This window comes from Rhizobium sp. NFR07 (genome assembly GCF_900111905.1).
Taxonomy (GTDB): Bacteria; Pseudomonadota; Alphaproteobacteria; order Rhizobiales; family Rhizobiaceae; genus Neorhizobium.
The window spans coordinates 51,845-76,574 of record NZ_FOKM01000007.1 but is presented as its reverse complement, the minus strand read 5'-3'; the positions used below and the strand labels follow the sequence as shown (position 1 = coordinate 76,574).

The 24,730-nt window shown below is 61.7% G+C and carries 32 protein-coding genes and 1 tRNA gene; 13 read left to right on the top strand and 20 right to left on the bottom strand.

Going from position 1 to position 24,730, the window contains the following annotated elements:
- Positions 1-24: 24 nt before the first annotated feature.
- From BM216_RS16035 to BM216_RS16015, 5 genes are all read left to right on the top strand, one after another.
- A complete protein-coding gene (locus BM216_RS16035; protein WP_093000211.1) occupies positions 25-1,014 on the top strand; it encodes an RluA family pseudouridine synthase in 990 nt (329 codons plus the stop codon).
- The gene (locus tag BM216_RS16030; RefSeq protein ID WP_093000210.1) at positions 1,011-1,658 is read left to right on the top strand and encodes an HAD-IA family hydrolase; all 648 of its coding nucleotides are present in this window, start codon (positions 1,011-1,013) and stop codon (positions 1,656-1,658) included. Before BM216_RS16035 ends, BM216_RS16030 begins: the two co-directional genes overlap by 4 nt.
- Positions 1,659-1,671: 13 nt before the next feature.
- Positions 1,672-2,463, top strand: a complete 792-nt coding sequence (locus BM216_RS16025; RefSeq protein WP_093000209.1) for an ATP12 family chaperone protein — start codon at positions 1,672-1,674, stop codon at positions 2,461-2,463.
- A 54-nt stretch (positions 2,464-2,517) separates the two neighbouring features.
- Positions 2,518-3,018, top strand: coding sequence for a hypothetical protein (locus BM216_RS16020; protein ID WP_093000208.1), 501 nt, complete (start codon positions 2,518-2,520; stop codon positions 3,016-3,018).
- 124 nt (positions 3,019-3,142) lie between these two features.
- Entirely contained in the window at positions 3,143-3,538 is a 396-nt protein-coding gene (locus BM216_RS16015) for a DoxX family protein (RefSeq protein WP_093000207.1), read from the top strand.
- 57 nt (positions 3,539-3,595) lie between these two features.
- On the opposite strand, the gene fghA is transcribed toward BM216_RS16015, so the two are convergent.
- The 9 genes from fghA to BM216_RS15970 form a co-directional block, all read right to left on the bottom strand.
- Positions 3,596-4,429 carry an S-formylglutathione hydrolase gene (fghA, locus tag BM216_RS16010; protein ID WP_093000206.1) on the bottom strand — a complete coding sequence of 278 codons (834 nt, stop codon included), beginning with the start codon at positions 4,427-4,429 and terminating at the stop codon, positions 3,596-3,598.
- A 28-nt stretch (positions 4,430-4,457) separates the two neighbouring features.
- The gene (locus tag BM216_RS16005; RefSeq protein ID WP_093000205.1) at positions 4,458-5,141 is read right to left on the bottom strand and encodes a DUF1345 domain-containing protein; all 684 of its coding nucleotides are present in this window, start codon (positions 5,139-5,141) and stop codon (positions 4,458-4,460) included.
- A 29-nt stretch (positions 5,142-5,170) separates the two neighbouring features.
- A complete protein-coding gene (locus tag BM216_RS16000) occupies positions 5,171-5,617 on the bottom strand; it encodes a YaiI/YqxD family protein (protein ID WP_093000204.1) in 447 nt (148 codons plus the stop codon).
- Positions 5,618-5,668: 51 nt separating this feature from the next.
- Positions 5,669-5,857, bottom strand: a complete 189-nt coding sequence (locus BM216_RS15995) for a YegP family protein (RefSeq protein ID WP_093000203.1) — start codon at positions 5,855-5,857, stop codon at positions 5,669-5,671.
- A gap of 99 nt (positions 5,858-5,956) precedes the next feature.
- Complete coding sequence (locus tag BM216_RS15990; protein ID WP_244530201.1) at positions 5,957-6,433, bottom strand: GNAT family N-acetyltransferase; 477 nt, start codon at positions 6,431-6,433, stop codon at positions 5,957-5,959.
- Positions 6,430-7,557 (bottom strand): S-(hydroxymethyl)glutathione dehydrogenase/class III alcohol dehydrogenase, encoded by a 1,128-nt coding sequence (locus BM216_RS15985; protein ID WP_093000202.1) that lies wholly within the window; start codon positions 7,555-7,557, stop codon positions 6,430-6,432. Before BM216_RS15985 ends, BM216_RS15990 begins: the two co-directional genes overlap by 4 nt.
- Before the next feature lie 110 nt (positions 7,558-7,667).
- On the bottom strand, positions 7,668-8,282 hold the full coding sequence (locus BM216_RS15980) for a GNAT family N-acetyltransferase (protein WP_093000201.1): 615 nt from the start codon (positions 8,280-8,282) through the stop codon (positions 7,668-7,670).
- A 75-nt stretch (positions 8,283-8,357) separates the two neighbouring features.
- Complete coding sequence (locus BM216_RS15975; RefSeq protein WP_093000200.1) at positions 8,358-9,065, bottom strand: hypothetical protein; 708 nt, start codon at positions 9,063-9,065, stop codon at positions 8,358-8,360.
- Between the two features lie 85 nt (positions 9,066-9,150).
- The gene (locus tag BM216_RS15970; protein WP_093000199.1) at positions 9,151-10,083 is read right to left on the bottom strand and encodes a DMT family transporter; all 933 of its coding nucleotides are present in this window, start codon (positions 10,081-10,083) and stop codon (positions 9,151-9,153) included.
- A gap of 174 nt (positions 10,084-10,257) precedes the next feature.
- Between BM216_RS15970 and BM216_RS15965 the strand changes: the two genes are divergently transcribed.
- Positions 10,258-10,797: an acyloxyacyl hydrolase gene (locus BM216_RS15965; protein ID WP_093000198.1), complete on the top strand. Its 540-nt coding sequence runs from the start codon at positions 10,258-10,260 to the stop codon at positions 10,795-10,797.
- Between the two features lie 67 nt (positions 10,798-10,864).
- Positions 10,865-11,164, top strand: coding sequence for a hypothetical protein (locus BM216_RS15960; protein ID WP_093000454.1), 300 nt, complete (start codon positions 10,865-10,867; stop codon positions 11,162-11,164).
- Positions 11,165-11,267: 103 nt separating this feature from the next.
- Here the strand turns inward: BM216_RS15960 and BM216_RS15955 are convergent.
- A tRNA-Leu gene (locus tag BM216_RS15955) sits at positions 11,268-11,352 on the bottom strand.
- A gap of 188 nt (positions 11,353-11,540) precedes the next feature.
- On the opposite strand from BM216_RS15955, the gene lipB reads away from it, so the two are divergent.
- Together lipB and BM216_RS15945 are read left to right on the top strand one after the other, a co-directional pair.
- Positions 11,541-12,263: a lipoyl(octanoyl) transferase LipB gene (gene lipB, locus BM216_RS15950; protein ID WP_093000197.1), complete on the top strand. Its 723-nt coding sequence runs from the start codon at positions 11,541-11,543 to the stop codon at positions 12,261-12,263.
- Position 12,264: 1 nt separating this feature from the next.
- Positions 12,265-12,687: an OsmC family protein gene (locus BM216_RS15945; protein ID WP_093000196.1), complete on the top strand. Its 423-nt coding sequence runs from the start codon at positions 12,265-12,267 to the stop codon at positions 12,685-12,687.
- Between the two features lie 11 nt (positions 12,688-12,698).
- Here BM216_RS15945 and BM216_RS15940 read toward each other — a convergent pair whose 3' ends face one another.
- The 3 genes from BM216_RS15940 to BM216_RS15930 form a co-directional block, all read right to left on the bottom strand.
- Positions 12,699-13,196, bottom strand: coding sequence for a BON domain-containing protein (locus tag BM216_RS15940; protein ID WP_093000195.1), 498 nt, complete (start codon positions 13,194-13,196; stop codon positions 12,699-12,701).
- Between the two features lie 127 nt (positions 13,197-13,323).
- A complete protein-coding gene (locus BM216_RS15935) occupies positions 13,324-13,575 on the bottom strand; it encodes a BON domain-containing protein (RefSeq protein ID WP_093000194.1) in 252 nt (83 codons plus the stop codon).
- A gap of 66 nt (positions 13,576-13,641) precedes the next feature.
- Positions 13,642-14,133: a peptide deformylase gene (locus tag BM216_RS15930; protein WP_093000453.1), complete on the bottom strand. Its 492-nt coding sequence runs from the start codon at positions 14,131-14,133 to the stop codon at positions 13,642-13,644.
- Positions 14,134-14,307: 174 nt separating this feature from the next.
- Here BM216_RS15930 and mgtE point away from each other — a divergent pair, with 174 nt between their 5' ends.
- A complete protein-coding gene (gene mgtE, locus BM216_RS15925) occupies positions 14,308-15,723 on the top strand; it encodes a magnesium transporter (protein ID WP_093000193.1) in 1,416 nt (471 codons plus the stop codon).
- 94 nt (positions 15,724-15,817) lie between these two features.
- Complete coding sequence (locus BM216_RS15920; protein WP_093000192.1) at positions 15,818-16,204, top strand: MerR family transcriptional regulator; 387 nt, start codon at positions 15,818-15,820, stop codon at positions 16,202-16,204.
- Between the two features lie 5 nt (positions 16,205-16,209).
- Here the strand turns inward: BM216_RS15920 and BM216_RS15915 are convergent, their stop codons facing one another.
- The 3 genes from BM216_RS15915 to BM216_RS15905 all read right to left on the bottom strand — a co-directional run bounded on the left by BM216_RS15915 (position 16,210) and on the right by BM216_RS15905 (position 18,881).
- Complete coding sequence (locus tag BM216_RS15915; RefSeq protein WP_143102779.1) at positions 16,210-16,989, bottom strand: hypothetical protein; 780 nt, start codon at positions 16,987-16,989, stop codon at positions 16,210-16,212.
- 165 nt (positions 16,990-17,154) lie between these two features.
- Positions 17,155-18,147, bottom strand: coding sequence for a heparan-alpha-glucosaminide N-acetyltransferase (locus BM216_RS15910; RefSeq protein ID WP_093000190.1), 993 nt, complete (start codon positions 18,145-18,147; stop codon positions 17,155-17,157).
- 35 nt (positions 18,148-18,182) lie between these two features.
- Positions 18,183-18,881, bottom strand: a complete 699-nt coding sequence (locus tag BM216_RS15905; RefSeq protein WP_093000189.1) for a DUF599 domain-containing protein — start codon at positions 18,879-18,881, stop codon at positions 18,183-18,185.
- Between the two features lie 279 nt (positions 18,882-19,160).
- Between BM216_RS15905 and BM216_RS15900 the strand changes: the two genes are divergently transcribed.
- Positions 19,161-20,561 (top strand): L-serine ammonia-lyase, encoded by a 1,401-nt coding sequence (locus BM216_RS15900; RefSeq protein ID WP_093000452.1) that lies wholly within the window; start codon positions 19,161-19,163, stop codon positions 20,559-20,561.
- Positions 20,562-20,634: 73 nt separating this feature from the next.
- A complete protein-coding gene (locus tag BM216_RS15895) occupies positions 20,635-21,072 on the top strand; it encodes a DUF1489 family protein (protein WP_093000188.1) in 438 nt (145 codons plus the stop codon).
- Here the strand turns inward: BM216_RS15895 and BM216_RS15890 are convergent, their stop codons facing one another.
- The 4 genes from BM216_RS15890 to BM216_RS15875 all read right to left on the bottom strand — a co-directional run bounded on the left by BM216_RS15890 (position 21,073) and on the right by BM216_RS15875 (position 24,669).
- Positions 21,073-21,348, bottom strand: coding sequence for a hypothetical protein (locus BM216_RS15890; protein WP_093000187.1), 276 nt, complete (start codon positions 21,346-21,348; stop codon positions 21,073-21,075). It abuts the gene before it with no gap.
- Between the two features lie 90 nt (positions 21,349-21,438).
- Positions 21,439-22,962, bottom strand: coding sequence for a D-alanyl-D-alanine carboxypeptidase (locus tag BM216_RS15885; RefSeq protein ID WP_244530218.1), 1,524 nt, complete (start codon positions 22,960-22,962; stop codon positions 21,439-21,441).
- A 125-nt stretch (positions 22,963-23,087) separates the two neighbouring features.
- Positions 23,088-23,852 carry a hypothetical protein gene (locus BM216_RS15880; RefSeq protein WP_093000185.1) on the bottom strand — a complete coding sequence of 255 codons (765 nt, stop codon included), beginning with the start codon at positions 23,850-23,852 and terminating at the stop codon, positions 23,088-23,090.
- A 208-nt stretch (positions 23,853-24,060) separates the two neighbouring features.
- The gene (locus BM216_RS15875) at positions 24,061-24,669 is read right to left on the bottom strand and encodes a transglutaminase-like cysteine peptidase (RefSeq protein ID WP_093000184.1); all 609 of its coding nucleotides are present in this window, start codon (positions 24,667-24,669) and stop codon (positions 24,061-24,063) included.
- Positions 24,670-24,730: the final 61 nt, after the last annotated feature.

Genomic DNA, 24,730 nt, shown 5'->3' with positions numbered 1-24,730 from the left:
ATTGAGATATAAGAAAGAGCTTTGATGGCAGGCATCGAGCATATCCCCGTCGAAGCGGACGAGGCAGGCATGCGCCTCGACCGCTGGTTCAAGATCCATTACCCGGGTCTTGGCTTCGGCCCGCTGCAGAAACTGCTCCGTTCCGGACAGGTGCGCGTCGACGGAGGCCGCGTGAAGACGGACACGCGCGTCCAGCCCGGACAAATGGTGCGCGTGCCGCCGATCGATACCGACGCCAAGAAGGGGCCGATCGCCGGCAAGGACCTCAAGCATGCCGGCGACTACGAGTTGCTGCAGCGCATGGTCCTGCATGAGGATGACAAGGTGATCGTGCTGAACAAGCCGGCAGGCCTCGCCGTCCAGGGTGGTTCCGGCGTGACCCGCCATATCGACCAGATGCTCGAATCCTGGCTCAGCCCGAAAGGCGAGAAGCCCAGGCTCGTCCACCGCCTCGACCGCGACACATCCGGCGTTCTCGTCATCGCCCGCACCCGCGGTGCGGCGCAGAAGCTGACTGCGGCGTTTCGCGAGCGTGATACCAAGAAGACCTACTGGTCGCTGGTCAAGGGCGTGCCGCGCAAGCGTGAGGACAAGCTCTCGTCATGGCTCGTCAAGGAACAGACACCGGACGGTGACCGTATGCGGATCGCCAAGCACGGCGAGGAGGGGGCCGACCACGCCATTTCCTATTACCGCGTGCTGGAAACCGCAGCACAGGCGCTCGCCTGGCTGGAGATGGAACCCTATACGGGCCGTACTCACCAGCTGCGCGTCCACGCGCTCTCCATCGGTCACCCGATCATCGGCGATCCGAAATATTTCGACGATGACATCAACTGGCCGTTCCCGGGCGGCATCCAGAAGAAGCTGCATCTGCACGCGCGGCATATCGATATCCCGCATCCATCCGGCGGACGCCTGAAGGTGACGGCGCCGCTACCGCCGCACATGGTGCAGAGCTGGAACCTGCTCGGCTTCGACATGGAAAACGGTGCAAGGGACGACGACGAATGAAGCTTGTTCTTTTCGATTGCGACGGCACGCTGGTCGACAGCGCGGGCCTGATCCACGAAACCATGCGGCGCACCTTCGTGCATTTCGGCAAGCCCGAGCCGTCTTTCGAGGATACCAAGGCGATCATCGGCCTGACGCTCGACATCGCGATCGCCCGCATGCAGGGCAAGCAGCATGTCGATGACGAGGCGGTCGAGATGATGGCCTATTACAAGTCGCTGTTTTCCGTCGTCCGCGCCGATCTCGATTATCGCGAGCCGCTGTTCGACGGCATCCGCGAACTGATGGACACGCTCGAGGCACGCGACGAGATCCTTCTCGGCGCCGTTACCGGCAAGTCGCGCCGCGGCCTGGACAGCGTCAAGCGGACCCACGGCTTCAAGTTCATCGCCTCGCGCACAGCCGACGACTGCCCGTCCAAGCCGCATCCGGCAATGGTGACGGAATGCTGCGACGAAACCGGAATGCGAGCGGCCGATACCCTTGTCGTCGGGGACGCCATCTACGATATGCAGATGGCAAAGGCAGCAGGCGCAACCGCGATCGGCGTCTCCTGGGGCTATGCCTCGGTCGAGGAGCTGAAACAAGCCGGCGCCGATGCCATCGTCAATCATCCGAGCGAGATACTGGCCCATATCGGCTAAGGAATAAAAAAGCATGCGTGAACTGTTTCCCGATCCGTCCGAGGCGATGAGCCATCCAGATCCGACGCGCCGTGCGCAGATCCAGATGCAGAAGCCGCTGCCGAAGCGCTTCTACACCGAGGTATCGGTCGTCGAGGGCGAGGAAGGTCATGCAGTGCATCTCGACGGGCGGCCGGTGAAGACGCCGGCGAAGAACTCGCTTGCCGTACCGACGCCGCGGCTCGCCGAACTGCTGCGCGACGAATGGGCGAGCCAGGTCGACGTGATCGATCCCCGCACCATGCCCATCACGCGACTGGTCAATACCGCGATCGACGGCATTGCCACCGAGCCGCAGGCCGTGTTCGAGGACATTCTGCGCTTCTCCTCCAGCGACATGCTTTGCTACCGTGCGGAAAACCCAGAAAATCTGGTGCTGCGCCAGCAACAGCAATGGGATCCGATCCTCGACTGGATCGCTGAGCAGCATGGCGCACGTTTCGAGTTGATCGAAGGCGTGATGCCAAAGGAGCAGCCGCGCGACGCCACCGCCGCCTTCTCGTCGGCACTCAGGAAATACGACACGCCGATCGAGCTTGCCGTTCTCCACACCGTGACAACGCTGACGGGCTCGGCAATCCTGGCGCTCGCCTTCGCCGACGGCCGGCTCTCGGCCGACGAGGCATGGCATCTCGCGCATCTCGATGAGGACTGGACGAGCGAGCAGTGGGGCACGGATGCGGAAGCGCAGCACCGTCGCGAGCAGCGCCATGACGAATTGCAGGCGGCCGCCGCCGTTTTTCACGCGCTGAGCCCAGCGATTTAAGGCTTCCCTAACCCTAACACCGCAACATGCAGGCTCGTTGTTCCGGATGCCTGCATGTTGTTTGTCTCATCGCGTGTCGTAGCTGTTTCGTTGGCCTTGGTGCTGCTGACGGGCTTTCGCATGCCGGAGAAGGAGAATGCCGCGGAGCGGATGCTCTATGACGTGCGCGGCGCCTTCGTTACCGCCCAGCCCGACGTCCCGACGGACCTCATCGCCTGGACCGACAGCCTTGTCGACGCCTCCATACAGGCGACCACGCGTTCCTTCATGCTTCCACGGACGATATTGACCGTGAGGATCGGCGAGGCGAAACGCACGCCGGCGCTTCTCGGCACCCGCTATTCCGCTACCGTTACCGTCAAGGCCGTCTCGGTCGGATCCGGCGAGCCGATCGCCGAGGGATCGTTCGAAATGTCCGTGCTGCGTTTCGTCGCCGAGGGCGGCAACAGAGTGCTGGCGGAAAAGATCGCCGACCGGATCGCTTCGGAATTCCAACTCAAAGACCCGCGTCGCAGTGCCGTCCTGACCGCACTTTCAGAAAGCCAGCGGCACTAGAAGCGTTGATCCACAGGGACAAAAGTCCGGCTATCGCATATTAGCGACCGATGCCATAAATGTGATTTCTGGCGAATCCTACTCAAGTTTATCGCTGGAGCGCATCGCAACCCGGGAGAGCTAAATGGGATTTTTCGATCGTCTGGCGGCCTATAGAGACCAAGGTCTCGCGGCCTTGAGAATTATGACCGGCCTGCTGTTCATCGAGCATGGCACGATGAAATTGTTCGCCTTTCCAGTGCCGCAGGGCGAGGGCGGACCGCTATCCACCTTAATGCTGTTTGCCGCGCTTCTCGAGTTCATCGGCGGCATCCTGATCACCATCGGCTTCCTGACGCGGCCGGTGGCCTTCATTCTTTCCGGCCAGATGGCGTTCGCCTATTTCATGGCGCACGCGCCGCGCAGCTTCTGGCCAGCGCCGAACGGCGGCGATGCCGCCATCCTGTTCTGCTTCGTCTTCCTTTATCTGGTCTTTGCGGGAGCGGGCGCTTTCTCCGTCGATAACCGCCGCAAGGTCTGAAGCTTTATGAAGGTCCAGCCGGCGGCCAGTCCGCCGGCTGTTTCTCCCGGTCAAGGATTACCGGAGCCGCTCGGCGTGCCAGCGCAGATGGTCTTCCATGAAGGTCGAGATGAAATAGTAGGAATGGTCATAACGCTCGTGCATCCTGAGCGTCAGGCCGATATCGGTTCCCTTCACCGCTTCTTCGAACAGCCATGGGCGCAGGCCGTTATCGAGGAAACTGTCGGCCTTGCCCTGGTCGATCAGGAATTCGGGGAATCGGGCGCCATCTTCCACCAGCGCGCAGGCGTCGTATTGTCTCCAGGCGGACTTATCTGCGCCGAGATATTTTTCAAGCGCAGGAGCTGACCAGTCGGCCGTCGACGGCTGAACGATCGGGGCGAAAGCCGAGCAGCTCTTGAAGCGATCGGGATTTTTCAACGCTATCGTCATGGCGCCGTGACCGCCCATCGAATGGCCGAAAATGCCCTGGCGGCTCATGTCCACGCGGAACTGCTCGCCGACGAGCTTCGGCAATTCCTCGGTGATGTAGCTATACATCTGGTAGTTATCGGCCCAGGGCTTTTCCGTGGCATCGAGATAGAAGCCGGCACCCTTGCCCATCTGCCAGTTGGTCAGCTCGTCCGGCACGTCATTGCCGCGCGGGCTCGTGTCCGGGCAGACGATGATCAGGCCGAGCTCGGCGGCCAGCCGGCGATATTCGCCCTTCTCCATGACATTGGCATGGGTGCAGGTCAGACCCGACAGGTACCAGAGAACCGGACGCGGTTCGCTGATCGCCTGCGGCGGCACGAAAACGGCAAAGGTCATCTCGACCTTGCAGGCTTCGGAATCATGGGCGAAGACGCCCTGCATGCCGCCGAAGGCGGTATTCTGGGAGATGATCTTCATCGGCTTCGCTCCTTGGTTTTCAGGTTGGTCAGGTCGCCAGCGAAACGACCGCGTTGACTGCAGCGGCTACCAGCACCGTGTTGAAAAAGAAAGACACAACGGAATGCAGAAGGTTGATTCTGCGCATGTCAGTTGCCGTGATCCCGACATCCGAGGTCTGCGCCGTCATGCCGATCACATAGCCGAAATAGAGAAAATCCCAGGCGCCAGGCCGGTCGGTGCCGGGGAAATCGAGCCCGCCGATGGAAACGCCGTCGTCCTTGTCGCCCGGACGCCAATAAAGATGGGCGTAATGGACGGAAAACATCATGTGGATCGAGAACCAGCCAAGGATGACGGCGGCAAAGCCGACAGCCACATCCAGCACGCCGGTACTCTGCTTGTCGTTCAGGGCTTCGAACAGGGTGACCAGGGCAGCGATCGCAGCGAGAAGGGTGACCGCGAGGATGATCGGCGCCGGCTCGTCGGTATTCTGACCGCTCGCCTCCAGACGATCCGCGTCGAGACCGGGAATCCTCAGCGCCATGAGGCCGAGATAGATGACGAAGAAGAGGATGGCTGTGAGTGCCGCCGCGAGGTCCGGCAGCAGCCACAGCAGGACGGGCAGGGAGGCCACGGCAATGATGGCCGCGACGAAGAAAGGCCCGTGGCGATGATGGCGCCAGTTCACCTTCCGGAACCGGGTCTTTCCGCCGTGATCATGCGTCGCCATCGGCGGCCTCCAAACCTTGCGAAATCCTTCTATGCGCCTGATTTGGCGCGGCGGCAGAGCCGGTCCAGGGTTTCAACGAAGGCGGACCTGTCCTTCGCCGAGAAGGCCGCATTGTAGCCTTTGCTTTCACCTGTCTCGCGCAGATGCTGCCCGAGATCGCGCATGGCCGTCGCCATGCCGATATTGGCCTGGTCGAAGATGCGGCCAGTCGGGCCCGTGACGAATGCACCAGCGGCTACGCAACGGCCGGCGAGCGGCACGTCGGCGGTGATGACGACATCGCCGGGGCCGGCGCGCTCGGCGATCCAGTCATCGGCGGCGTCGAACGCGCCCGACACGATGACGTTCTTCACCATCGGATCGCGCGAGGGACGAAGGCCGGAATTGGCGACAAGCGTCACCTCGAGGCCGTGGCGCTCCGCGACCTTCAGGATTTCCGGCTTTACCGGGCAGGCATCGGCATCGACATAGATCAACGGTATTCGCCTTCTTGCGGTTTAGAGTTCACAGGAAGGCGAATTAGCACATCAAACCGTTGCCGTCGTCTGGTCGTCTACCGTTGCACCCGGCGCATTCTTCTTGATGGATTCGATCGCGGCCATGGCGGATGCCTTGGCGGTATATCCTTCGGACGAGAACATGCTCTGGCCGTTGTTCGCTTTGAAACGGAACCGGAATTCGCCTGCCTTGTCCTTGTAGACTTCGAACTTATACATGCTCTTTTCCTTTCTTAGCTTCCCAAGGCGAAGATAGATCGAGCGCGTCGAATGGCAAGCGAGCCGATGGTCGTGTTTGGCGATCCATCGACCAAAGGATCAGCCGGCCCGCCTTACCATGTCGACATGGGGAATGCCGTCTTCGAGATATTCCTCGGATGTCGGCTCGAAACCGAGCGAGCCGTAGAATTTCTGCAGGTGCGCCTGGGCGGAGATTTCGATCTGTTCGCCCGGATAGACTTTTCCGCATTCGGCGATGGCCTCGCGCATCAGCGCCTCGCCGAGACGCTTTCCACGATGATCGGGCGATACCGCCACGCGGCCGATGCGGGGAAGCACGTCCGGCGTCGGCCGCCACAGGCGGGCGCAGGCCAGCAAATCATCGCCGTCGAGAAGCCGCAGATGCAAGCAATCGGGATCGTTGCCGTCGAGTTCGGGATAGGCGCAGATCTGCTCAACGACAAAGACGTCGACGCGCATTTTCAGCATGGCATAGAGGTCGCGTGCGGAGAACTCGTCGAGCCTCCTCACGTCGACCGTATAAGCCGCCGTTTCGGATGTGGCCGTGCTGCTCAATAGACCACCACGCCGCGGATGCTTTCGCCCGAATGCATCAGCTCGAACCCCTTGTTGATGTCGTCGAGCGGCATGGTGTGGGTGATCATCGGGTCGATCTGGATCTTGCCTTCCATGTACCAGTCGACGATCTTCGGCACGTCGGTGCGGCCACGCGCGCCGCCGAAGGCCGTGCCCATCCAGTTGCGGCCGGTCACCAGCTGGAACGGACGCGTCGAGATCTCCTGACCGGCACCCGCCACGCCGATGATCACCGACTTGCCCCAGCCGCGATGCGAGCTTTCGAGCGCCTGGCGCATGACCTTGGTATTGCCGGTGCAGTCGAACGTGTAGTCGGCGCCGCCGATCAGGTCGTTGCCGCGCTTCGTCATGTTGACCAGATAGGGCACGATGTCGTCGCCGACTTCCTTCGGATTGACGAAATGCGTCATGCCGAACTTTTCGCCCCAGGCCTTGCGGTCGGGGTTGATGTCGACGCCGATGATCATGTCGGCGCCGGCGAGCCGCAGCCCCTGCAGCACGTTCAGCCCGATGCCACCGAGACCGAAGACGATCGCCGTCGAACCGATCTCGACCTTGGCGGTGTTGATCACCGCACCGATGCCGGTCGTGACACCACAGCCGATATAGCAGATCTTGTCGAAGGGCGCGTCCGGGTTGACCTTGGCGACCGCGATCTCCGGCAGCACCGTGTAATTGGCAAAGGTCGAGCAGCCCATGTAATGGTGGATCTTGTCCTTGCCGATCGAGAAGCGCGAGGTGCCATCGGGCATCACGCCCTGGCCCTGGGTCGCGCGGATCGAGGTGCAGAGATTGGTCTTGCGCGAAGTGCAGGAATAGCATTCGCGGCATTCCGGCGTGTAGAGCGGGATGACATGGTCACCCTTCTTCACCGAGGTGACGCCCGGGCCGACATCGACGACGATGCCCGCACCCTCATGGCCGAGAATGGCCGGAAACAGGCCTTCCGGATCGGCGCCCGACAGGGTGAAGTCGTCGGTATGGCAGATGCCGGTCGCCTTGACCTCAATCAGAACCTCGCCGGCACGCGGGCCATCGAGCTGAACCGTCATCACTTCCAAGGGCTTGCCTGCCTGTACGGCTACTGCGGCGCGGACATCCATCGTGTCTCTCCATTATCAATCAATTAGAATCTGCGCGGACTTTTGCACGGTCCGGCGGATCGGCTCAAGCCGGAACCGGACGTGTCATGCCGCAAAAAGACGTCAGCCGATCACGCTTCGATCAGCGGCACGTGTGGAGCAGCCTCGCGCGGCATGCGGCCATCGAGGCGCGGGTCGTCGCAAACCTCGACCATGAAGGCATAGGGCTTGAAGCCGGAGCGCTGATAGAAGGCGAGGGCGGCCGGATGGTCGAAATTGCAGGTATGAACCCAGAAGCGGTTGATCGGCCTAGACCATGCGTGTTCGATCGCAGCGTTCATCAGCAGGCGCCCGGAGCCCTGGCCGATCGCTTCCGCGACAATACCGAAGAAGGCGATCTCACATTCGTCATGTTCGCGAAAATCCAGTTCGAGCAGGCCGAGGCGACGCTCGCCGTCGGTCAGCACATAGACCTCGACCAGCGGGTCCGTCAGGATCGCATGCAATTCCTCATCCGGCATGACCAGGCGGGAGACCCACAGCCATTCCTCGCCAACGCGCCTGTAAAGATCGCGGTAATCGTCCACCGATGGCGCAGCCCAGCGCTCGACCCTCAGTCCGGATGCCGGCGGCTGCGATCGTGCCGGCGGTCGGCCGTGCATTTCGAGGCAGGTGACCATGTTGGCAAGCTTGCCCGCGGGAATGGGGGAATAGCCGAGCGGGAGGGTGGGATTCGATGTTTGCATAGGTCCTTGGACCGCGTTGCCATGGCGATGTCAACCGAACCGGAATGGCTGCCGGTCGAGAAAAGCGGGTTGCGATCAGACGAGTTGCGGATGTCGCGACAGGAGCATATCCGGCGTCCGCAGCCAGGGGCGGCGGCGAAGGCTGTCTGCGCCGCGTCCGCCGGAGACATGCTCCATGATATCCGCCCAGCCGGGATGGTTGTCGCGATCCTCGACCAGGCCGTTGATCATGTTCAGGATCGATGCCTCAAGGGGAGAAAGAAACAGTCGCCCACCATCGACCGCGTTTCTGAGGATCCGCCAGACATAGGCGATATCATACGCAGCGATGCCGTTCCGGTGCGGCCGGCCCATGCGATAGGCGCCACACGGTTCATCACAGAAGGCGAGACGCAACTGGTCGAGCGCAAACGCAGACAGGATTTCGGGACAGGAGCCGGCGCGCTCGATTGCGTGCAGCAGGAACTCCAGATGCAGCGGGTCGTCAACGGCCCCATCGACGGCCAGCGTCTGGATGAGCCAGGCCGACTTGAGCAGGTCGATGCGCCCGGTCGGCGAACTGCCGTCGACAATGAAGGCGCTGAGGGTTTCGATGAAATAGGTCGGCCACTCATCACAGCGGGCGGGGCACATGTCGTTGAGTGCGAGCATCAGAAGGGCATCGTCATACGTGCTTATTCCGTCCGCAAACGTATATTTGCGCAGGATCAGGAAATCATGCCTGTCGATACGGCCCTTTCCGGCGATGACACTTGCCGGAAAAGAAAAGCGGATGCCGCCCATCTGTCTCTCCGTTTCATCATGAAACTGGATATGGCCCATAATCGTCAGAAGTTGAGAGGCAGCAAAGGAGCGCGGTTAACGCTCCCTAGCCGACGGGCGGCTCGGCGGAAATCTGTTTCACCCTGGCACGCTCGCGCCAGATGATGAACAGCCCGGAGGCGACGATGATGGCGATGCCCAGCCATTTCGACAGGGTGGGGAAATCGGCAAACAGCAGATAACCCAGCACCGTTGCGGAAATGATCTCGAAATACTGGAAGGGCGCCAGAAGCGACAGAGGTGCCATGCGGAAGGCACGCACGACGAGCAGATGGACATAGCCGGATATGCTGCCGAGCACGACGAGGAGCAGCAGTCCCATGCCGGATGCGGGCAGCGAGGCCTCGAATTCGACCAGAGAGACAAAATGGCCGAGCAAGAGTGCCGCGGTCATGAACAGCGTGCCGCCGACGCCGGCGACAAACTGCATGGTGAGCGGCGAATCGGCGTCGCCGATTGCCCGGTTGAGGAAGAGATAGAGCGTATAGAGAAAGGCGCAGACGACCGGCAGAAGCGCCGTCCAGCCGAAGATCGCATAACTCGGCTGTATGACGATCATCGCGCCGCCGAAGCCGATGACGATCGCAAGCCACCGCCGCCATCCGACCTTCTCGCCGAGGAACATCGCCGACATCATGGTCAGCATAAAGGGCTCTACGAAATAGATGGCGAAGACGTCCGCCAGCGGCATGTATTTGACCGCCATGAAGAACATCAGGCTCGCCGCCGCATGCAGCGCGCCGCGCAGCAGGTTCATCCAGGGGCGCTTTCCGCCACGGAGTGCACCGGGCACGAAGAAGGCGATGGGCAGCAGCGCCAGGAACTGGAAGAAAAATCGATAGAAGGTGACCTGGCCCGGAGACATGGTCTCGAATGTCGCCATGTATTTGGCGATCGCGTCCATCATCGGCAGCACGACCATGCAGCCGGCCATGATCGCCATGCCCTTGATCGGATTTTGCGGGGAAGAATCGGGCATGGGCATCACTCTCGAAGGACCGGCCCCCTTCAATCACAGCCGATTGTGTCGTTCAAGCCGCACCGGCGCCACAACCCGTGAGCCGGACGATGCAGAGAGCCTGCCCGTGTGTTTTACACCTGTACACGCGGTGGTTTTGCGCTGACAGTTTTCCTGTTGATTCGAGGGGATTTCATGAAGCTCACACTGCCGCTCGCGCTCGCCATGACATTGGCTTCATCCCAAGTCACATTCGCCATCGCCGGCGACCTCGTCGACGAAGTCCGGTTCGGAGCCGGCGGATTGATCGACAGCGACAGCTCCAAGGATCAGGGGATCGTCGGATCGGCGGAAGTCTATTTCGCGCCGTTCGGGCCGGCCGATCCCGGTCTTGCCGGCGTTCTCATGGCACCCCGCGTCGAACTCGGCGTCTCGGGCGGCGCCGACGCGACCGACCAGGTCTATGCGGGCCTGAACTGGCACCTGCCGCTCGGCGATAAATTCTTTGCCGAGGCCGGGTTCGGCGGAACTGTCCACAACGGCAATCTCGACGGCGGCGATGGTCCGCGTCTCGGCTGCCGGCTGTTGTTCCGCGAGCAGGTCGCTCTTGGAGTTCGCCTGAGCGACAGGGTCAATCTGGTGGCCACGGCCGATCACTCGTCCCACGCCGATATCTGCGATGGCCCGAATGACGGGCTTACTCATGCGGGACTGGCAGTCGGCATAAAATTCTGAATCGCGCGCGTCTCTGGCGCGCCTGATCTGCCGTACCTATCTGCCTGTCAGAACGCAGGAGATCATGGTGTCGGAATTCATCAGCTATCTATTCGCCATCTTCGTGGTGACGCCGCTTCAGGCGGAGATGACGCAGCGTCTTCAGGGCGTTCCATCGCAGGAACTGATCGAGGCGGGCAGGGCCTGCATCTCCGTCGAAGGCCCGCAGCTTCTGCGTTATGCCCAGGACAACTGGGGCTGGGCGCTGGCCAACGGCCTTGGCGTCAGCGTTGGTCTGGTGGATCCCATCACGCTCCTGCCGCAGGGCAATGACAATTGCCGTCTCGTCATCCAGTCACTGGCTGTGGAAGGATCCCGCAACGCCTGATCTTGTGGCGACAGCTAGCCGATCGGATTTTCGCAATCGACATGAAGAAATGATCGCAACCGCTTAGCAGAAAAGAAAAAACCCGGCCGAAGCCGGGTTTATTTGGTGCGGTCGAGAAGACTCGAACTTCCACGGGTTGCCCCACAGCGACCTCAACGCTGCGCGTCTACCAATTCCGCCACGACCGCATCGTGGTAGAGCCGATTTGCGTCGGCGAGGGAGCATCTAGCAAAAGGATTTGGGCTGCACAAGTGTGTCGTGACAGTTTTTTGAAGGATAAAAACAGGAACCCACAGCCCCTATATAAAACGACGCCACAAAGGGCCGGAAAGGCAGGCGTCTTGCCAAGCTCCGATCTTGTTGCCAGAAGGCTATCATGCTGACACGAACCGATCTCGACCATCTGATGCTGCCCGCTTCGGGCTCCCCGCCCGTGCGCTGGCGCATCACGGACTGTCCCGTGCCTTATGAAGAGGCCATGGCGACGATGGAGCAGGAGGTGGCCGATATCGCCGACGGCCGCGCCGGCGAACTCGTCTGGCTGCTCGAACATCCACCGCTCTATACGGCCGGTACCAGCGCCGATGCGGCCGACCTGATCGAACCGAACCGGTTCCCGGTCTACGCGACCGGCCGCGGCGGCGAATATACCTATCACGGTCCCGGCCAACGGGTGGCCTATGTCATGCTGGATCTGAAACGCCGGCGCCAGGACGTGCGCGCCTATGTGGCCGCGCTCGAGGAACTCGTCATCCGGACGCTCGACCTGATGAACGTACGCGGCGAACGCCGCGAGGACCGAGTCGGTGTCTGGGTGCAGCGGCCGGAGAAGCCGCGCCTGTTCGACGGCAGCATGGCGGAAGACAAGATCGCTGCGCTCGGAATCCGCTTGCGCCGTTGGGTGAGCTTCCACGGCCTGTCGATCAATGTCGATCCCGATCTCTCGCATTTCTCCGGCATCGTGCCCTGTGGAATCAGCAATTACGGCGTCACCAGCCTCGTCGATCTCGGCATGCTGGTGATGATGCAGGATGTCGATGTCCGGCTGCGGCAGGCATTCGAGGAGATTTTTGGCCCGACTGTCGTGGAGACGGCGTGACATGATCGATGTGAAGATCAAGTCGCGTCCGATCGGCGCCCAGGCGGAGCTCAAGAGAAACGGTCACCCACTGGTGACCAGCCGCACTGACGGGCGCGTGACCGTTGTCACCGGCGCTTCGGAGGAAGGCTTCAATCCGCTCGACCTGATGTTCGCCTCGCTCTCCGCCTGCCTTGCGCTCAGCGCCCGGATCGCCGCCAGCAAGCTTGGGATCCTCGACCGATTCGAAAGTGTCACGGCGGATGTCACGGGTCAGAAGTCGGCGTACGAACCGTACCGGATCGAGCGCTTCTCCGCGTGGATCAAGATCAACGGCGACTTCAGCGAAGCCGAACGCTTCCAGATCGTCGAGATGGCGGAGGAGATCTGCACCGTCAGCAATACGCTGCACACACCGCCGACCATCTCGATCGAAGTCGACTAACCCCCGGCAGATCAGTCGTCGTCGGGGATACTGCCGTCCACTCCGACAAGACGCAGGTGATTGACGACCTTACGCACTCCCTTCACCGCCTGCACTTGGCGCAGGATCTGGTGGGCCGTTGGCGCGTCGTCTACTTCACCTTCGACCGTGACAATGCCTCGATCAACATGGACGTCGATCAGGTCCATGTCGATGATACCGAGGCCGTCGATCGTGTCGGTGATGCGCTCCTCCAGATCGTCGGAATCCTCCAGTCCCATCGTGCCGGGACGAAGGCTGTCTTTCAGTGGCTCCTCCAGCCCGTCGGCGCCGGCATCGTCGAGGAGAAAGCCGGGATTGCGGTCTTTCTCGGTATTGGCGCCGGAATTGCCGTAGGCGGCGTTGTCGACCGGGCCTGACGCGGCGCCGGGCTGATCGGCATAGGGCCAGCCTTCATCGATATTGCGGTCATCGAAATCGCGAAAATCCTCTTCGCGGGAAACGTCGTCTATGCCTTTCTTCAGCGGCATGGCAGCCTCCTTGTGTTCACTTTCGGCAGAGCCTTCACTCAGCGCAAAATACTTGGGGCAGAATCTTCATTGGGACGAAACGTCCGGCGGCAATCCAGGCACCGGCCGACAGCATCGCGTAAAACGGCTAGTGGGTGCGGTCGTCCGTCTTGCCGGTCAGGGTCAGATGGTTTTCTACGTCATGCACCCCGTCGATCGTTTCGGCTGCAAAGACGACCTTTCTTGCCGAAAACACGGTATCGACCGATCCCTCGAGAACCACCGTCGTTCCGTCGAGCCGGGCCTCGACCGCCGAAACGTCGACGTCCGGAAGCGCCGACAGGCGGGCTGCGACTTCACTACCAAGGTCATTGCCTTCAATCTTGGATGTTTCCGTCATGGTCTTGCTCCTCTCGTAACCATGGACGGACAACGCACGAGCGGGGCAGGGGTTCTATGCCCGCGACTATTTTTCCTTCTGCCACCTGCGCACCAGCCTCTCCCGCTTTACCCGCGACAGGCGGCGGAGCCAGAAGATGCCGTCCAGCTGGTCGATCTCGTGCTGGATGCAGACGGCGTGAAAGTCTCGCGCATCCTCTTCGACGACATTGCCGTCGAGATCCTGATATCGCACCCGCAGCTGACGCGGCCGCTCGACCTCGTCGGTTGCGCCGGGCATGGAGACACTGCCTTCCATGTGGCGGATCGTCTCGTCGCCAAGGCTCAGGATTTCCGGATTGACGTAATATAGCGGGCCGTCGGCAGGCGACAGTTCGAGGACGAAGAGCCGACGCAGGACGCCGATGTGCGCAGCCGTGATCCCCACGCCCGGCGCCGCGCGCATGGTCTCCAGCAGATCCTGCGCAAGTGCTGCCAGGTCTCCATCGAATTCGGCAACCGGTTCACAGGGTAGGGAAAGGCCTGGATCAGGGTATTTGAGGATCGGGCGGATGGCCATTTCGTCCATTCTTCATGTTGGTGCAGAAACATTCACGGGAGCTTGGAAAGCTGCCCTGAAAGATGATCCGATGGAACCGATCGGAGCGCTTCAGTCTTTCATGCTATCTGATTGTTGGCTATATGCTTTCCGTTGCCATGCGGTGACGGCCGGCATGCGAGGCGAGGGCGGTTGATGAGCGATATCCAGGACGACACCCTCATCCGCAGCAAGGCCGGCGACGACGGGCACGACATCTATTCCGAAGACGGTGCGATCAAGTCGGATTTCCTGGCGCGAGTCGGTGCGGCAATCGCCGATCGCGACGTGCTCTACCTTCGCCAATACGTGGCCAGGCTGCACGAATCCGAACTCGGCGACCTGCTCGAATCTATCCTGCCCGAGCAGCGCCAGGCACTGGTGCGGTTGCTCGGCAAGGACTTCGACCTCACGGCGCTGACCGAGGTCGACGAGGCGATCCGCCTCGAGATCGTCGAGCAGATGCCGAACTCGCAGATCGCGGCTGCGATCGGCGATCTCGATTCGGACGACGCCGTCTACATTCTCGAAGACCTCGACCGGCAGGACCAGGAAGAGATCCTGGCGCAACTGCCGTTTACCGAACGGGTGCGGCTGAGGCGCGCGCTGGAATATCCGGAAAGCTCGGCCGGCCGCCGCATGCAGACGGAATTCGTCGCCGTGCCGCCCTTCTGGACCGTCGGCCAGACGATCGACTACCTGCGCGACGAGGAGAACCTGCCGGAGAGCTTTTCCCAGATCTTCGTCATCGACCCGACCTTCCGGCTGCTCGGCGTCATCGACCTCGACCGGATCCTGCGCACCAAGCGGCAGATCCGCATCGAGACGATCATGCGGGAGACCAATCACCCGATCCCGGCCGACATGGACCAGGAAGAGGCGGCACAGATCTTCGAACAGTATGACTTGCTCTCCGCCGCCGTCGTCGACGAGAACGACCGGCTCGTCGGGGTGCTGACCATCGACGACGTGGTCGACGTGATCCAGGAAGAGGCCGAAGAAGACCTTCGCCGCCTCTCCGGCGTCGGCGACGAAGAGCTTTCCGACTCGGTCAAGGATACGTCGCGCTCACGCGTGCCGTGGCTGATGGTGAATCTCGTGACGGCCTTCCTGTCCGCCTCGGTGATCGGCCTGTTCGAAGCAACGATCGAGGAGATCGTGGCGCTTGCGATCCTGATGCCGATCGTGGCTGGCATGGGCGGCAATGCCGGCTCCCAGACCATGACGGTTACCGTGAGGGCGCTCGCCACCCGCGACCTCGACATCCACAATGCCTGGCGCGTCGTGCGGCGCGAAGCGGGCGTCGGCATCATCAACGGCATGCTGTTCGGCACCGTCGTGGGCTCGGTCGCGGGCTGGTGGTTCGGAGATATCCAGCTCGGCATGGTGATCGCCTCGGCGATGATCATCAACATGATCGCCGCCTCCATGGCCGGCATGATGATCCCGATGCTGCTCGACAGGGCCGGGACGGACCCGGCGGTTTCCTCCGCGGTTTTCGTCACCGCCATAACCGACATGACTGGCTTCGTCAGTTTTCTGGGCCTCGCCACGCTTTGGCTGCTGCACTGATAGCGAGGGCAGGCCGGATAAGGCCGCCATTGCATGATTTGACTGTTACGTAAAAGTCAATTATTTTTCCCGCTCGCAGCAGCAGGATAAAGACGTGGATAAATATTACAGCATTACCGAACTCACCCGGGAATTCGGCGTCTCGACCCGCACCCTGCGCTTCTACGAGGATGAGGGCCTGCTTCAACCGGAGCGCCGCGGCCGTACGCGTCTCTTCCGCGCTGCTGATCGCCGGCTGCTGCTGGAAATTCTGCGCGGCCGCCGTATCGGCTTCACAATCGCCGAAATCCGCGAAATCATCCAGGTCTACAAGGAACCGCCTGGCGAACTCGGCCAACTCAAGCTGCTGATGAAGCGCGTCGACGAGAAGCGTGACGAACTGCGCCAGAAGCGCAAGGATATCGACGAGACGCTCGTTGAACTCGACAATGTCGAGGAAGCCTGCCTGACACGTCTCGCCGAAATCGGCGTCGGCACCTGAGCTTCTCAGGGAGCCCCGTTCGCCCAAGGGATCGAATTGACACGTTCCTGGGTGCCGGGAGGAAGACCTTTACGATCCTCGCCCGCCATGAGGCCGCGGGTAGAATAATTGAGATAGATCCAGAAACGGTCCCACATCGGCGAACGCACGCCGGCGCGATATCCTTCGTGTTCGCTAAAGGCCCTGTCCCGCCAACGCGTGGCAATCTCGGACGATACCAGTGCAAACAACATCGTGTCGCCATCGGTCGCATCTATCGAGAGAAGGACCCGACCGCGATCTGCCATGTAGTGCTCCAGCTCCTTCGTCGCCTCGGCATATTTTTCCCAGACCAGATCGTGATAGCGCTCTATCGGTCCTGGAGGCTGCTCGCCAACGAGCATGGGCCGGAAGACGGCCTTGGCAGCCGGGGGCAAGCCGTCCTCGTTGAGAACGCCGTCCTCCTGCCAGATCAAGAAAATCTCCGAGGTGTACTTGTCCTCGATCGAGTACAGCTTTTTCGTGTTGTCGAGCAAACTGACCGTGGCGAGAAACAGCCGGTCACGCGGCGGATAGTCTTCGGCGCCGTAAAAGCCGACGGTCTCCACATCGCTCGGCGGATTTGCCGCCATCTCCCGAACCTTTTCAACGATAGCAGTATCATTGCCCGAAAAATCGGACGCAAAAGCGATGATATCGGCGTAATTTTCGTCCGGCATTTCTGCTCCAGAATTGTGCGCCAGAAAAATAACCGAAAACAATATGGCTATGACTAGCGGCCATTGCAGGCGTTTGAAAATGATCACTGCTTCTTAAAACCGTTGCTGCAGATAGAGACCTCGAAGAGAACGGCCATGTTCGGCCAGCGAAAAAAGTACTCGACCGCCTCCCTACGTTCCAGCGGATCGTCGTCCGTGACCAGCGCATCTCCCGCGGAGATCCTGTAAAACATTTCGAGCGTTAGCCCGCAATCACTGCTGCGGCAGGCTGATCGAGCATTCCTGGGCGATCATCTGAATGCGGTCATCCTGCGCGCTGATCGTGCCGCTCTGCATCGGCGTCATCAGGTTCTGGCTGATCAGGGCATCGGCGGTGCAGCCGCAGAATTGCCGGCAGGTCGCCTCGTCCGCCTCCTTGACGCAGCTCATCTGACAGCTCGAGACGTAGCTTTCGCGCGGATCGACCGCTGGCGGCGGCGCTACCAGCGAGGCGAGGTAAACAAGCGCGATCAGAACCGGCTGGTGCACGAGATAGACGATCAGGCTGTGACGCCCTGCCTTGGCCAGCAGCGTATCGCGGCGCTGGATGTCCGCCAGCCTGAAATTCCATCCGCGGGCAAGCGCGATACGGGCGATGGCGACGCCGGCGAGCAGGGCCGCCAGCCAGGGGAACAGCGGCACGTAGTCGTTGGAGCGCGGTGGCAGTTCGGCAAAGCCCAGCCAGCTCAACCACCGCGTGTCGAAGGCGGGTGAGGAGAGAATGCCAGGCGCGATGCTGGCATTGGCGATCATTGCCGCGACGATCAGCAACGGCACCAGAATGCCGCTGGTCAGCGGCAGCCTGAGGAAGAGAAGGCCGATGACGCTCGACACTGCGATATTGTGCAGGATGCCGAAATAGATCCACTCATGCGGGAAGGCGACATAGGTGGCGACGCTGATCGCCAGCGCCGCGCCGGCCACGATGGCAAGACGCTTCCAGAACGAAGGCCAGCGGATGGTCCGGCCGTGTGCCAGCACGAGGCTGACGCCGGCAAGGAACAGGAACGAGCTCGCGATCGAGCGGGCATAGATGCGGAAAAAGCCCTGCGTCGCCGTGCCCGGGTCAAGATAGCCGAAAAATTCCAGGTCCCAGGTGAGATGGTAGGTGGCCATCGCGATCAGCGCGATGCCGCGCAGCGTATCGATAAGGAGGATACGGGGCGACTTCTGAGCCGCGGCCTGACTGTCTGCTGCAATGGTCATGGACTGCCTTGGATATTCGCTTGGGGACCGCAGGGTTAGTGCTTGTTGGCTTCCATGATCGCCAGCCGCGCCTCGGAAAAATACTGACGGCGGGTCAGGACCACGATGATGAAGATCGTCATGCCCATGAACATATAGGGCCCGACGAACCAGCCCAGATAGCCGACCGACAGGAACAGCGCTCTCAGACCGGAATTGAAATGGCTGGCGGCGATTGCATTCATTCGCACCACCTGGTCGGCGGCGGCCTCGGCGGCTGCCCGATCGGCATTGGTGTCGTGCATCATCGGCAGCGCACCGAACAGGATGGTGCAGTAGTTGAACAGTCGGTAGGACCAGCCGAACTTGAAGAAGGCATAGCCGAACAGGAAGGTCAGGCCGACGACCTTGAGTTCGAAGGCGGTGCGACCGGCATAGGCGACGAAGGCGAGGTCACGGAAGACGGCCTCGACCTGTTCCGTGGCGCCGAGCAGGGCGAAACAGCCGCCGATGGCGAAGATCGAGGTGGAGGCGAAGAAGGCGGTACCGTTCTGCAGGCCGGCCAGGATCTGGGTGTCGATCATCTTGAGGTCGCGGCGCAGCGAATTGTAGATCCAGTGCTTGCGCCTCTCGGCCATGGCGCGGTTGAGGCTCAGTCGCGGGAAGAAGCGCGCTCCGGAGCCGGCTGTCAGCCAGGAATAGGTCACCCAGGCAATCACGAAAACTGCAAAGGCAACATAGTCGGCAACGGTCATGTGTCCTCCACCAGATTCGAAAGGCTTTCCGTCTTGCGCGGTTTCCGCTTTGACGGCAAGGGGCAAGGCTAGAGCTAGGCGCAGCCCTCGAGGTGACAACCGGCACTGGAAGATTTGTGGTCTTGAATATCCGCCTGCAACGACGCATAGGCTAGCTGCGCTTCATGTCGTTTGCATCAAAGGCCGTGTCGGCCCGCCACCATGACGCCACGCTCACTTGGCATAGGTTACATCAATTCGATCGGCCTTCCGGCCACCGGCATTCTGGACACAAGCCCCATGTTTCTTTCCGTCTTCGACGTCTTCAAGATCGGCATCGGTCCGTCCAGCTCCCACACGATGGGGCCGATGTCGGCCGCGAACCGCTTCCTCGATCTCATCCTCTCCGACGAATGGCCGCGTCCGGCCGGCACCCATGTGGCTGGCCTGCAGGCCTCGCTGCACGGATCGCTCGCCTTCACCGGTATCGGCCACGGCACGGGAAGGGCGGTGATCCTCGGCCTGATGGGCGAAGCGCCGAACACAGTCGATCCCGACCGGATGGACGAGATCATCGATGAGGTCGAGCGCACCGGCCGTGTCACGCCGCCCGGTCATCCTTCCTATTTCTTCCAGCCGAAGACCGATCTCATATTCGATAAAAAGCAGCCGCTGCCCGGCCATGCCAACGGCATGAGCTTTTCCGCGCTCGACCGCGACGGCCGGCTGCTTCTGAAGCGGGTCTATTATTCGATCGGCGGCGGCTTCGTCGTCACCGATACCGAGCTTGCCGCCATGCGGGCCAGCAAGGATGCCGGCGGCGGGGAGCGGGTGCCCTATCCCTTCGCCAGCGCGAAGCAGATGCTCGATATGTCCCATGGCGCAGGCCTCAGCATAGCCCAGATGAAACGCGCCAACGAACTGACCCGGATGAGCGAGCAGAAGCTAGAAGACGGGCTCGATTCGATCTGGGGCGCGATGAGCGGCTGTATCGATCGCGGACTGAAGGTCGACGGCATCATGCCGGGCGGGCTGAAGGTCAAGCGCCGCGCCCGCGCCATCCATGACCGGCTGAACGAGGAATGGCGCAGCAACCGCCACAATCCGCTTCTCGCCAACGACTGGCTCAGTGTCTACGCCATGGCGGTCAACGAGGAGAATGCGGGCGGCGGACGGGTCGTAACGGCACCCACCAACGGCGCTGCCGGCGTCATTCCGGCAACGCTCAAATATTTCCTGCATTTCCATGAGGATGCGACGCGCGCGGACATCCACGACTTCCTGCTGACCGCCGCTGCCGTCGGCGGCATCATCAAGCACAATGCCTCGATCTCCGGCGCCGAGGTCGGCTGTCAGGGCGAAGTCGGCTCCGCTGCGGCCATGGCTGCGGCAGGCTTGGCGGCCGTCATGGGCGGCTCGCCGGAGCAGATCGAAAACGCCGCGGAAATCGCGCTCGAACACCATCTCGGCATGACCTGCGATCCGATCGCCGGTCTCGTCCAGGTCCCCTGCATCGAGCGCAACGCGCTCGGCGCGGTGAAGGCGGTCACCGCCGCATCGCTTGCCATCAAGGGTGACGGCACCCATTTCGTGCCGCTCGACGCCTGCATCGAGACCATGCGCCAGACCGGCAACGACATGAGCGAGAAATACAAGGAAACCTCGACCGGCGGGCTTGCCGTCAATGTCGTGGAGTGCTGATCGGCCTCGTCACTGTGGACAGGCCGTTTATCGGCACTTGACGCATGCGGCCTGCGGGTCTTCAAGCAAAGCCATGGCTCTTCATCTGATCAAGCTCTGCGTCGGCGCAGACAGCATCCAGGACCTCCGGGACTGGGTGGCCGAACGATCGCTCACCGCGATGGCCGCCGGCCTTGAACCGCACAGCATCCATACGACCCGCATGGTGCCGAAACGCATCGACGAGCTGCTCGACAACGGCTCGCTCTATTGGGTGATCAAGGGACAGGTCGCAGCGCGCCAGAAGCTTCTGGATATCCGGACCTTCACGGGCGGCGACGGCATCCAGCGTTGCGAGCTGGTGCTTGGGCCCGAAGTCATAGAGACCGCTTCGCAGCCGAAGCGACCGTTCCAGGGCTGGCGTTATCTGAAGGACGAGGAAGTGCCACGGGATCTCGGAGCCCTTGGCGAGGATGTCGCGGCGCTGCCCGAAGACCTGCGCCGCGAACTGGCCGATCTCGGCCTTCTCTGATTACTCAGCCGCCTTCGGCAGCGTCATCCTGACCGGTGCACGCCCGGAATGGGCGGCAACGTGGAGGTGGATACCGGCCACCGGCTGCCCATGACGCCAGGCGCGCGCGCCGTGGCTGAGCAGCATGGAGACCAGGTCCTTGGTCTTTTCCTTCGACCGATTGAGGCCGAGGCCGGCAAGCCGCATGGCCACCTCATGAAGCGGATTGAGCGCTACGCCCCGTGCCCGCGACATCTGCACCGATCCAAAGTCGATGCTGTTTTCATTCATTCCCATAGGAAACCCCGTTTACACATTACAAACTCGAGATTTCTCCGGACCGTCACCGGCCCGGCGGTGAGACAGGCGGGCTTTCGCCCGCCGCCGTTACTGCAGGGATGCCCAGCAGCCTACGCCCTTCTTCTTCAAAGCATTGCAGGCATTCACCGCATCCTTCTGGTCGCCGAAGCCACCGAACCGGGCGCGGTAGATCTGCTGGCCGCCATTCTCGAAGGCGACCGTGAAAGGTTTGGCGGAACGCAATACCTTGCCGCCTTTATCCTGCGCACTCTGCAGGAGATCATTGGCCATCTTCTCGCTCGGAGAGACGCCAATCTGGATGACCCAGCCGGACATGGCCACTGACTTGGCAGCCGCGCGGGTGGAAGCCGTGGTGACTTCATCGACCGAAGCCTCGGGCAGATCACGCTTCAGGGAAGCCTGCTCGCGCTTCGGCATGTATTCGGGTGCCGGCGACGGAATGGCTGCCGGCGGAGACATGGCAGCACTCATGGCCTGGTCGACGGACCGGCTCTGCGAGGACTGGCCGGCATAGGCGGAGGCCGATGCGGTCTCGACTGCAGCCGGAGCCTGGCGCTGGGTGTAGCGAGCATCCGGAAGCGGACCGCTGTCGGGCAGATCGAATGCAGCCACCTGGCGGCCTTCGGATGCCTGGGCGGAAACGGCCGGGGTACGCGCAACCGGGGTAGCGACTGCAGCCGGAGCCGTCTGGGCAATCAGGTTGGAACGACCGCCACGGGTAGCCTTCGGCAGATATTCGGCAACCAGCTTGCGCATCGTCGCATCGCGGGCAGCGCTGGAGCGGCCGCCGAGAACAACGGCGACGATCGAACGACCGTCGAGTTCCGCGGAGGTCGCAAGGTTGCTGCCTGCAGCGCGGGTGTAACCGGTCTTGATGCCGTCGACGCCCTTGACGTTGCCGACGAGACGGTTGTGGTTGCCGATAACCTGCTTGCCGAACTGGAAAGAACGGATACCGAAATAGGGATAATACTGCGGGAAGTGCTGCCGAAGCGCGATTCCGAGACGAGCCTGGTCGCGGGCAGTCGTCATCTGCGCCGTATTGGGCAGGCCGTGGGCGTTGCGATAAGTCGTGCGGGTCATGCCCAGTGCACGGGCCTTGCTCGTCATCAGCTGAGCGAAGCGGGTTTCCGAACCGCCGACATATTCGCCGAGAGCGGTCGCGATGTCGTTTGCCGAGCGGGTCACAAGAGCGCGAATCGCCTGATCGACGGTTACGCTGCCGCCGGCGCGAACGCCGAGCTTGGACGGCGGCTCCTTGGCGGCATTGGCCGAAACCGGAACCTTCGAGTCGAGACTGATGCGCCCGGATTCGAGAGCCTCGAACGTCAAATACAGGGTCATCATCTTGGTCAGCGACGCCGGGTAACGCAGGCCATCCGGATCTTCGCCGTACAGGACCTTGCCCGATTTCGCATCCACAACAATACCCGCATATTTCGGAGCCGCTTCAGCTTCCGCAGTCTGCGCCAGAGCAGACAGGGCCATTGCCAAGACGAAGAAATATCCGAGACGCTTTGCCTTCGCTGCACCCTTGGGAGAGGATGCGGAGAACATGGTTTTCAACACTGCCGCACTCATCGCTTTAATCATTCTCATCAGATCCGGACGCGCCCCCGCCAGACCGCTGTCGGTCAATGTAGGAGATCAGCGTTACCAAGTGGTTTATGATGAACTGCTGGTTTCTTCGATCTGACGCATTTTAGTTCGTTTTCTCAGTTCATCCCGGCGGCGGATGTGCCATCCGGCTGTACCAGCCTGGATCGGACAAATGAGCCAACTGCGGCATCAATATGGTCCCAGTCCTTCAGAAGGGCGCTGGAGAATCGATAAAGCACCGTCAGGTCGTTTCCGATGTGTATGTCACGCTGGCAGTCGGCGCCGGTCGCCTTTCCGCCCGGGGCAGGAATCAGGCAGCGAACCACATAGGGGAGTGCGCTACCGGGTCGGTTGGCGGTCAGGACGACTTCCTCGCCATAGCCGCTGTCGGCGCGCAAGTGGTGCAGCATCAACCCGTTGGCATATGGCTCGGGTGCTCCGTCGAAAAGCTGCGCGTAGACCGGCTCGAGTCGCCCCGACATTTCCTTCGACATCGTGCTTTGCGACAATTGCAGGAAGATCAGCAGATCCGGCCGCTCGACCGTGTCGAAGCTCTTGCGCAGCGCCTCGCTATACCCTTCGAGGCCTGGCCAGGTCAGGTAGACATCGAGGCGCTCCGCAACGCCGGACCTGCGCTGGTCGGCGAAACGGATCATGTTGGCGGGCGCACGCAGCGTATCCTCGCCGATCGAGACCGTCATGACGTCCCGGCTCTCGGAATGGCCGCCGAGCGCGATCCGCTGCCCGAGCCAGTGGCCGCCGACACTGATCGCGACAGTGGCGGCGACCAGAAAGGCCACGACGATCGCAAGCCGGAAAAGGAATCGTTCGGAGATAAGCGGAAGTTCGTCCTCGACGGGCGCGGATGTCCGGTTCGACATAATATATCCTGTGTCCTTCAGCACTCATGCGGGGGACCGAAACAGGATACCGGGGCCCAGTCGCTTTCGCTTGCGATACTCCACCCGACAGCGTTAACGCATCGTAAAGACCCTCAACGCGTAACGCCGGAGCCGATGTGATCGGCCCCGGCGTGGAACGGACATGACGCTTGGGATGGGCCGGGCGCTTGCCCGGCCTTGAAGCTGTTTACTGGCTTACGCTGCCGACGGCGACTGCGCGGCCGTCCTGGAGCTTCACCCAGCGCGACGGATCGCTCGAGTCCTGGCGCTTGAGGTAGGTGTATTCGGTATCCGTCCAGATCATGACCTTGTTGCGCATGTTGTCGAGAATGTAGTCGCCGCGATCGGTGCGCACGGTCAGGACGGCATGACCTTCGCCGCTCGGCTGTAGCACGACGGTGATCAGCAGGGCCGACGCATCGAAACCCTTGGCCATCAGCATCTTGCGCTTCAGAAGAACGAAGTCCTCGCAGTCGCCGACGGTGCGCGGGTAGGCCCAGCGTTCTTCGACGCCGTAGATTTCCTGATCGGTCATCGGTGTGATCGAGGTGTTGACGGTGTAGTTGACGTCGAGAAGCGTCTTCCACTTGTCTTCCGTCAGCTTGGCCGGGCCCGCATCGCGGCCCAGCGGCTGGCACTCGCTGGCATAGGTCTGGCAGAATTCGTAGTGACCGATCGGCGGGTTTGCCTTGCCGATGATCCGCATGGCGCCGGACGGCATCGCCAGGGAAGGCGCTGCTGCTGCAAGTGCGATGGCTGCTGTCAGAACTACCCGTACCAGTGTCTTCGGAAGCATGATCTGCTGTCTCCCCGTTCGTTGGGAGGACAGTGCCAGACGGCATTTTCCAGAGCGGAAA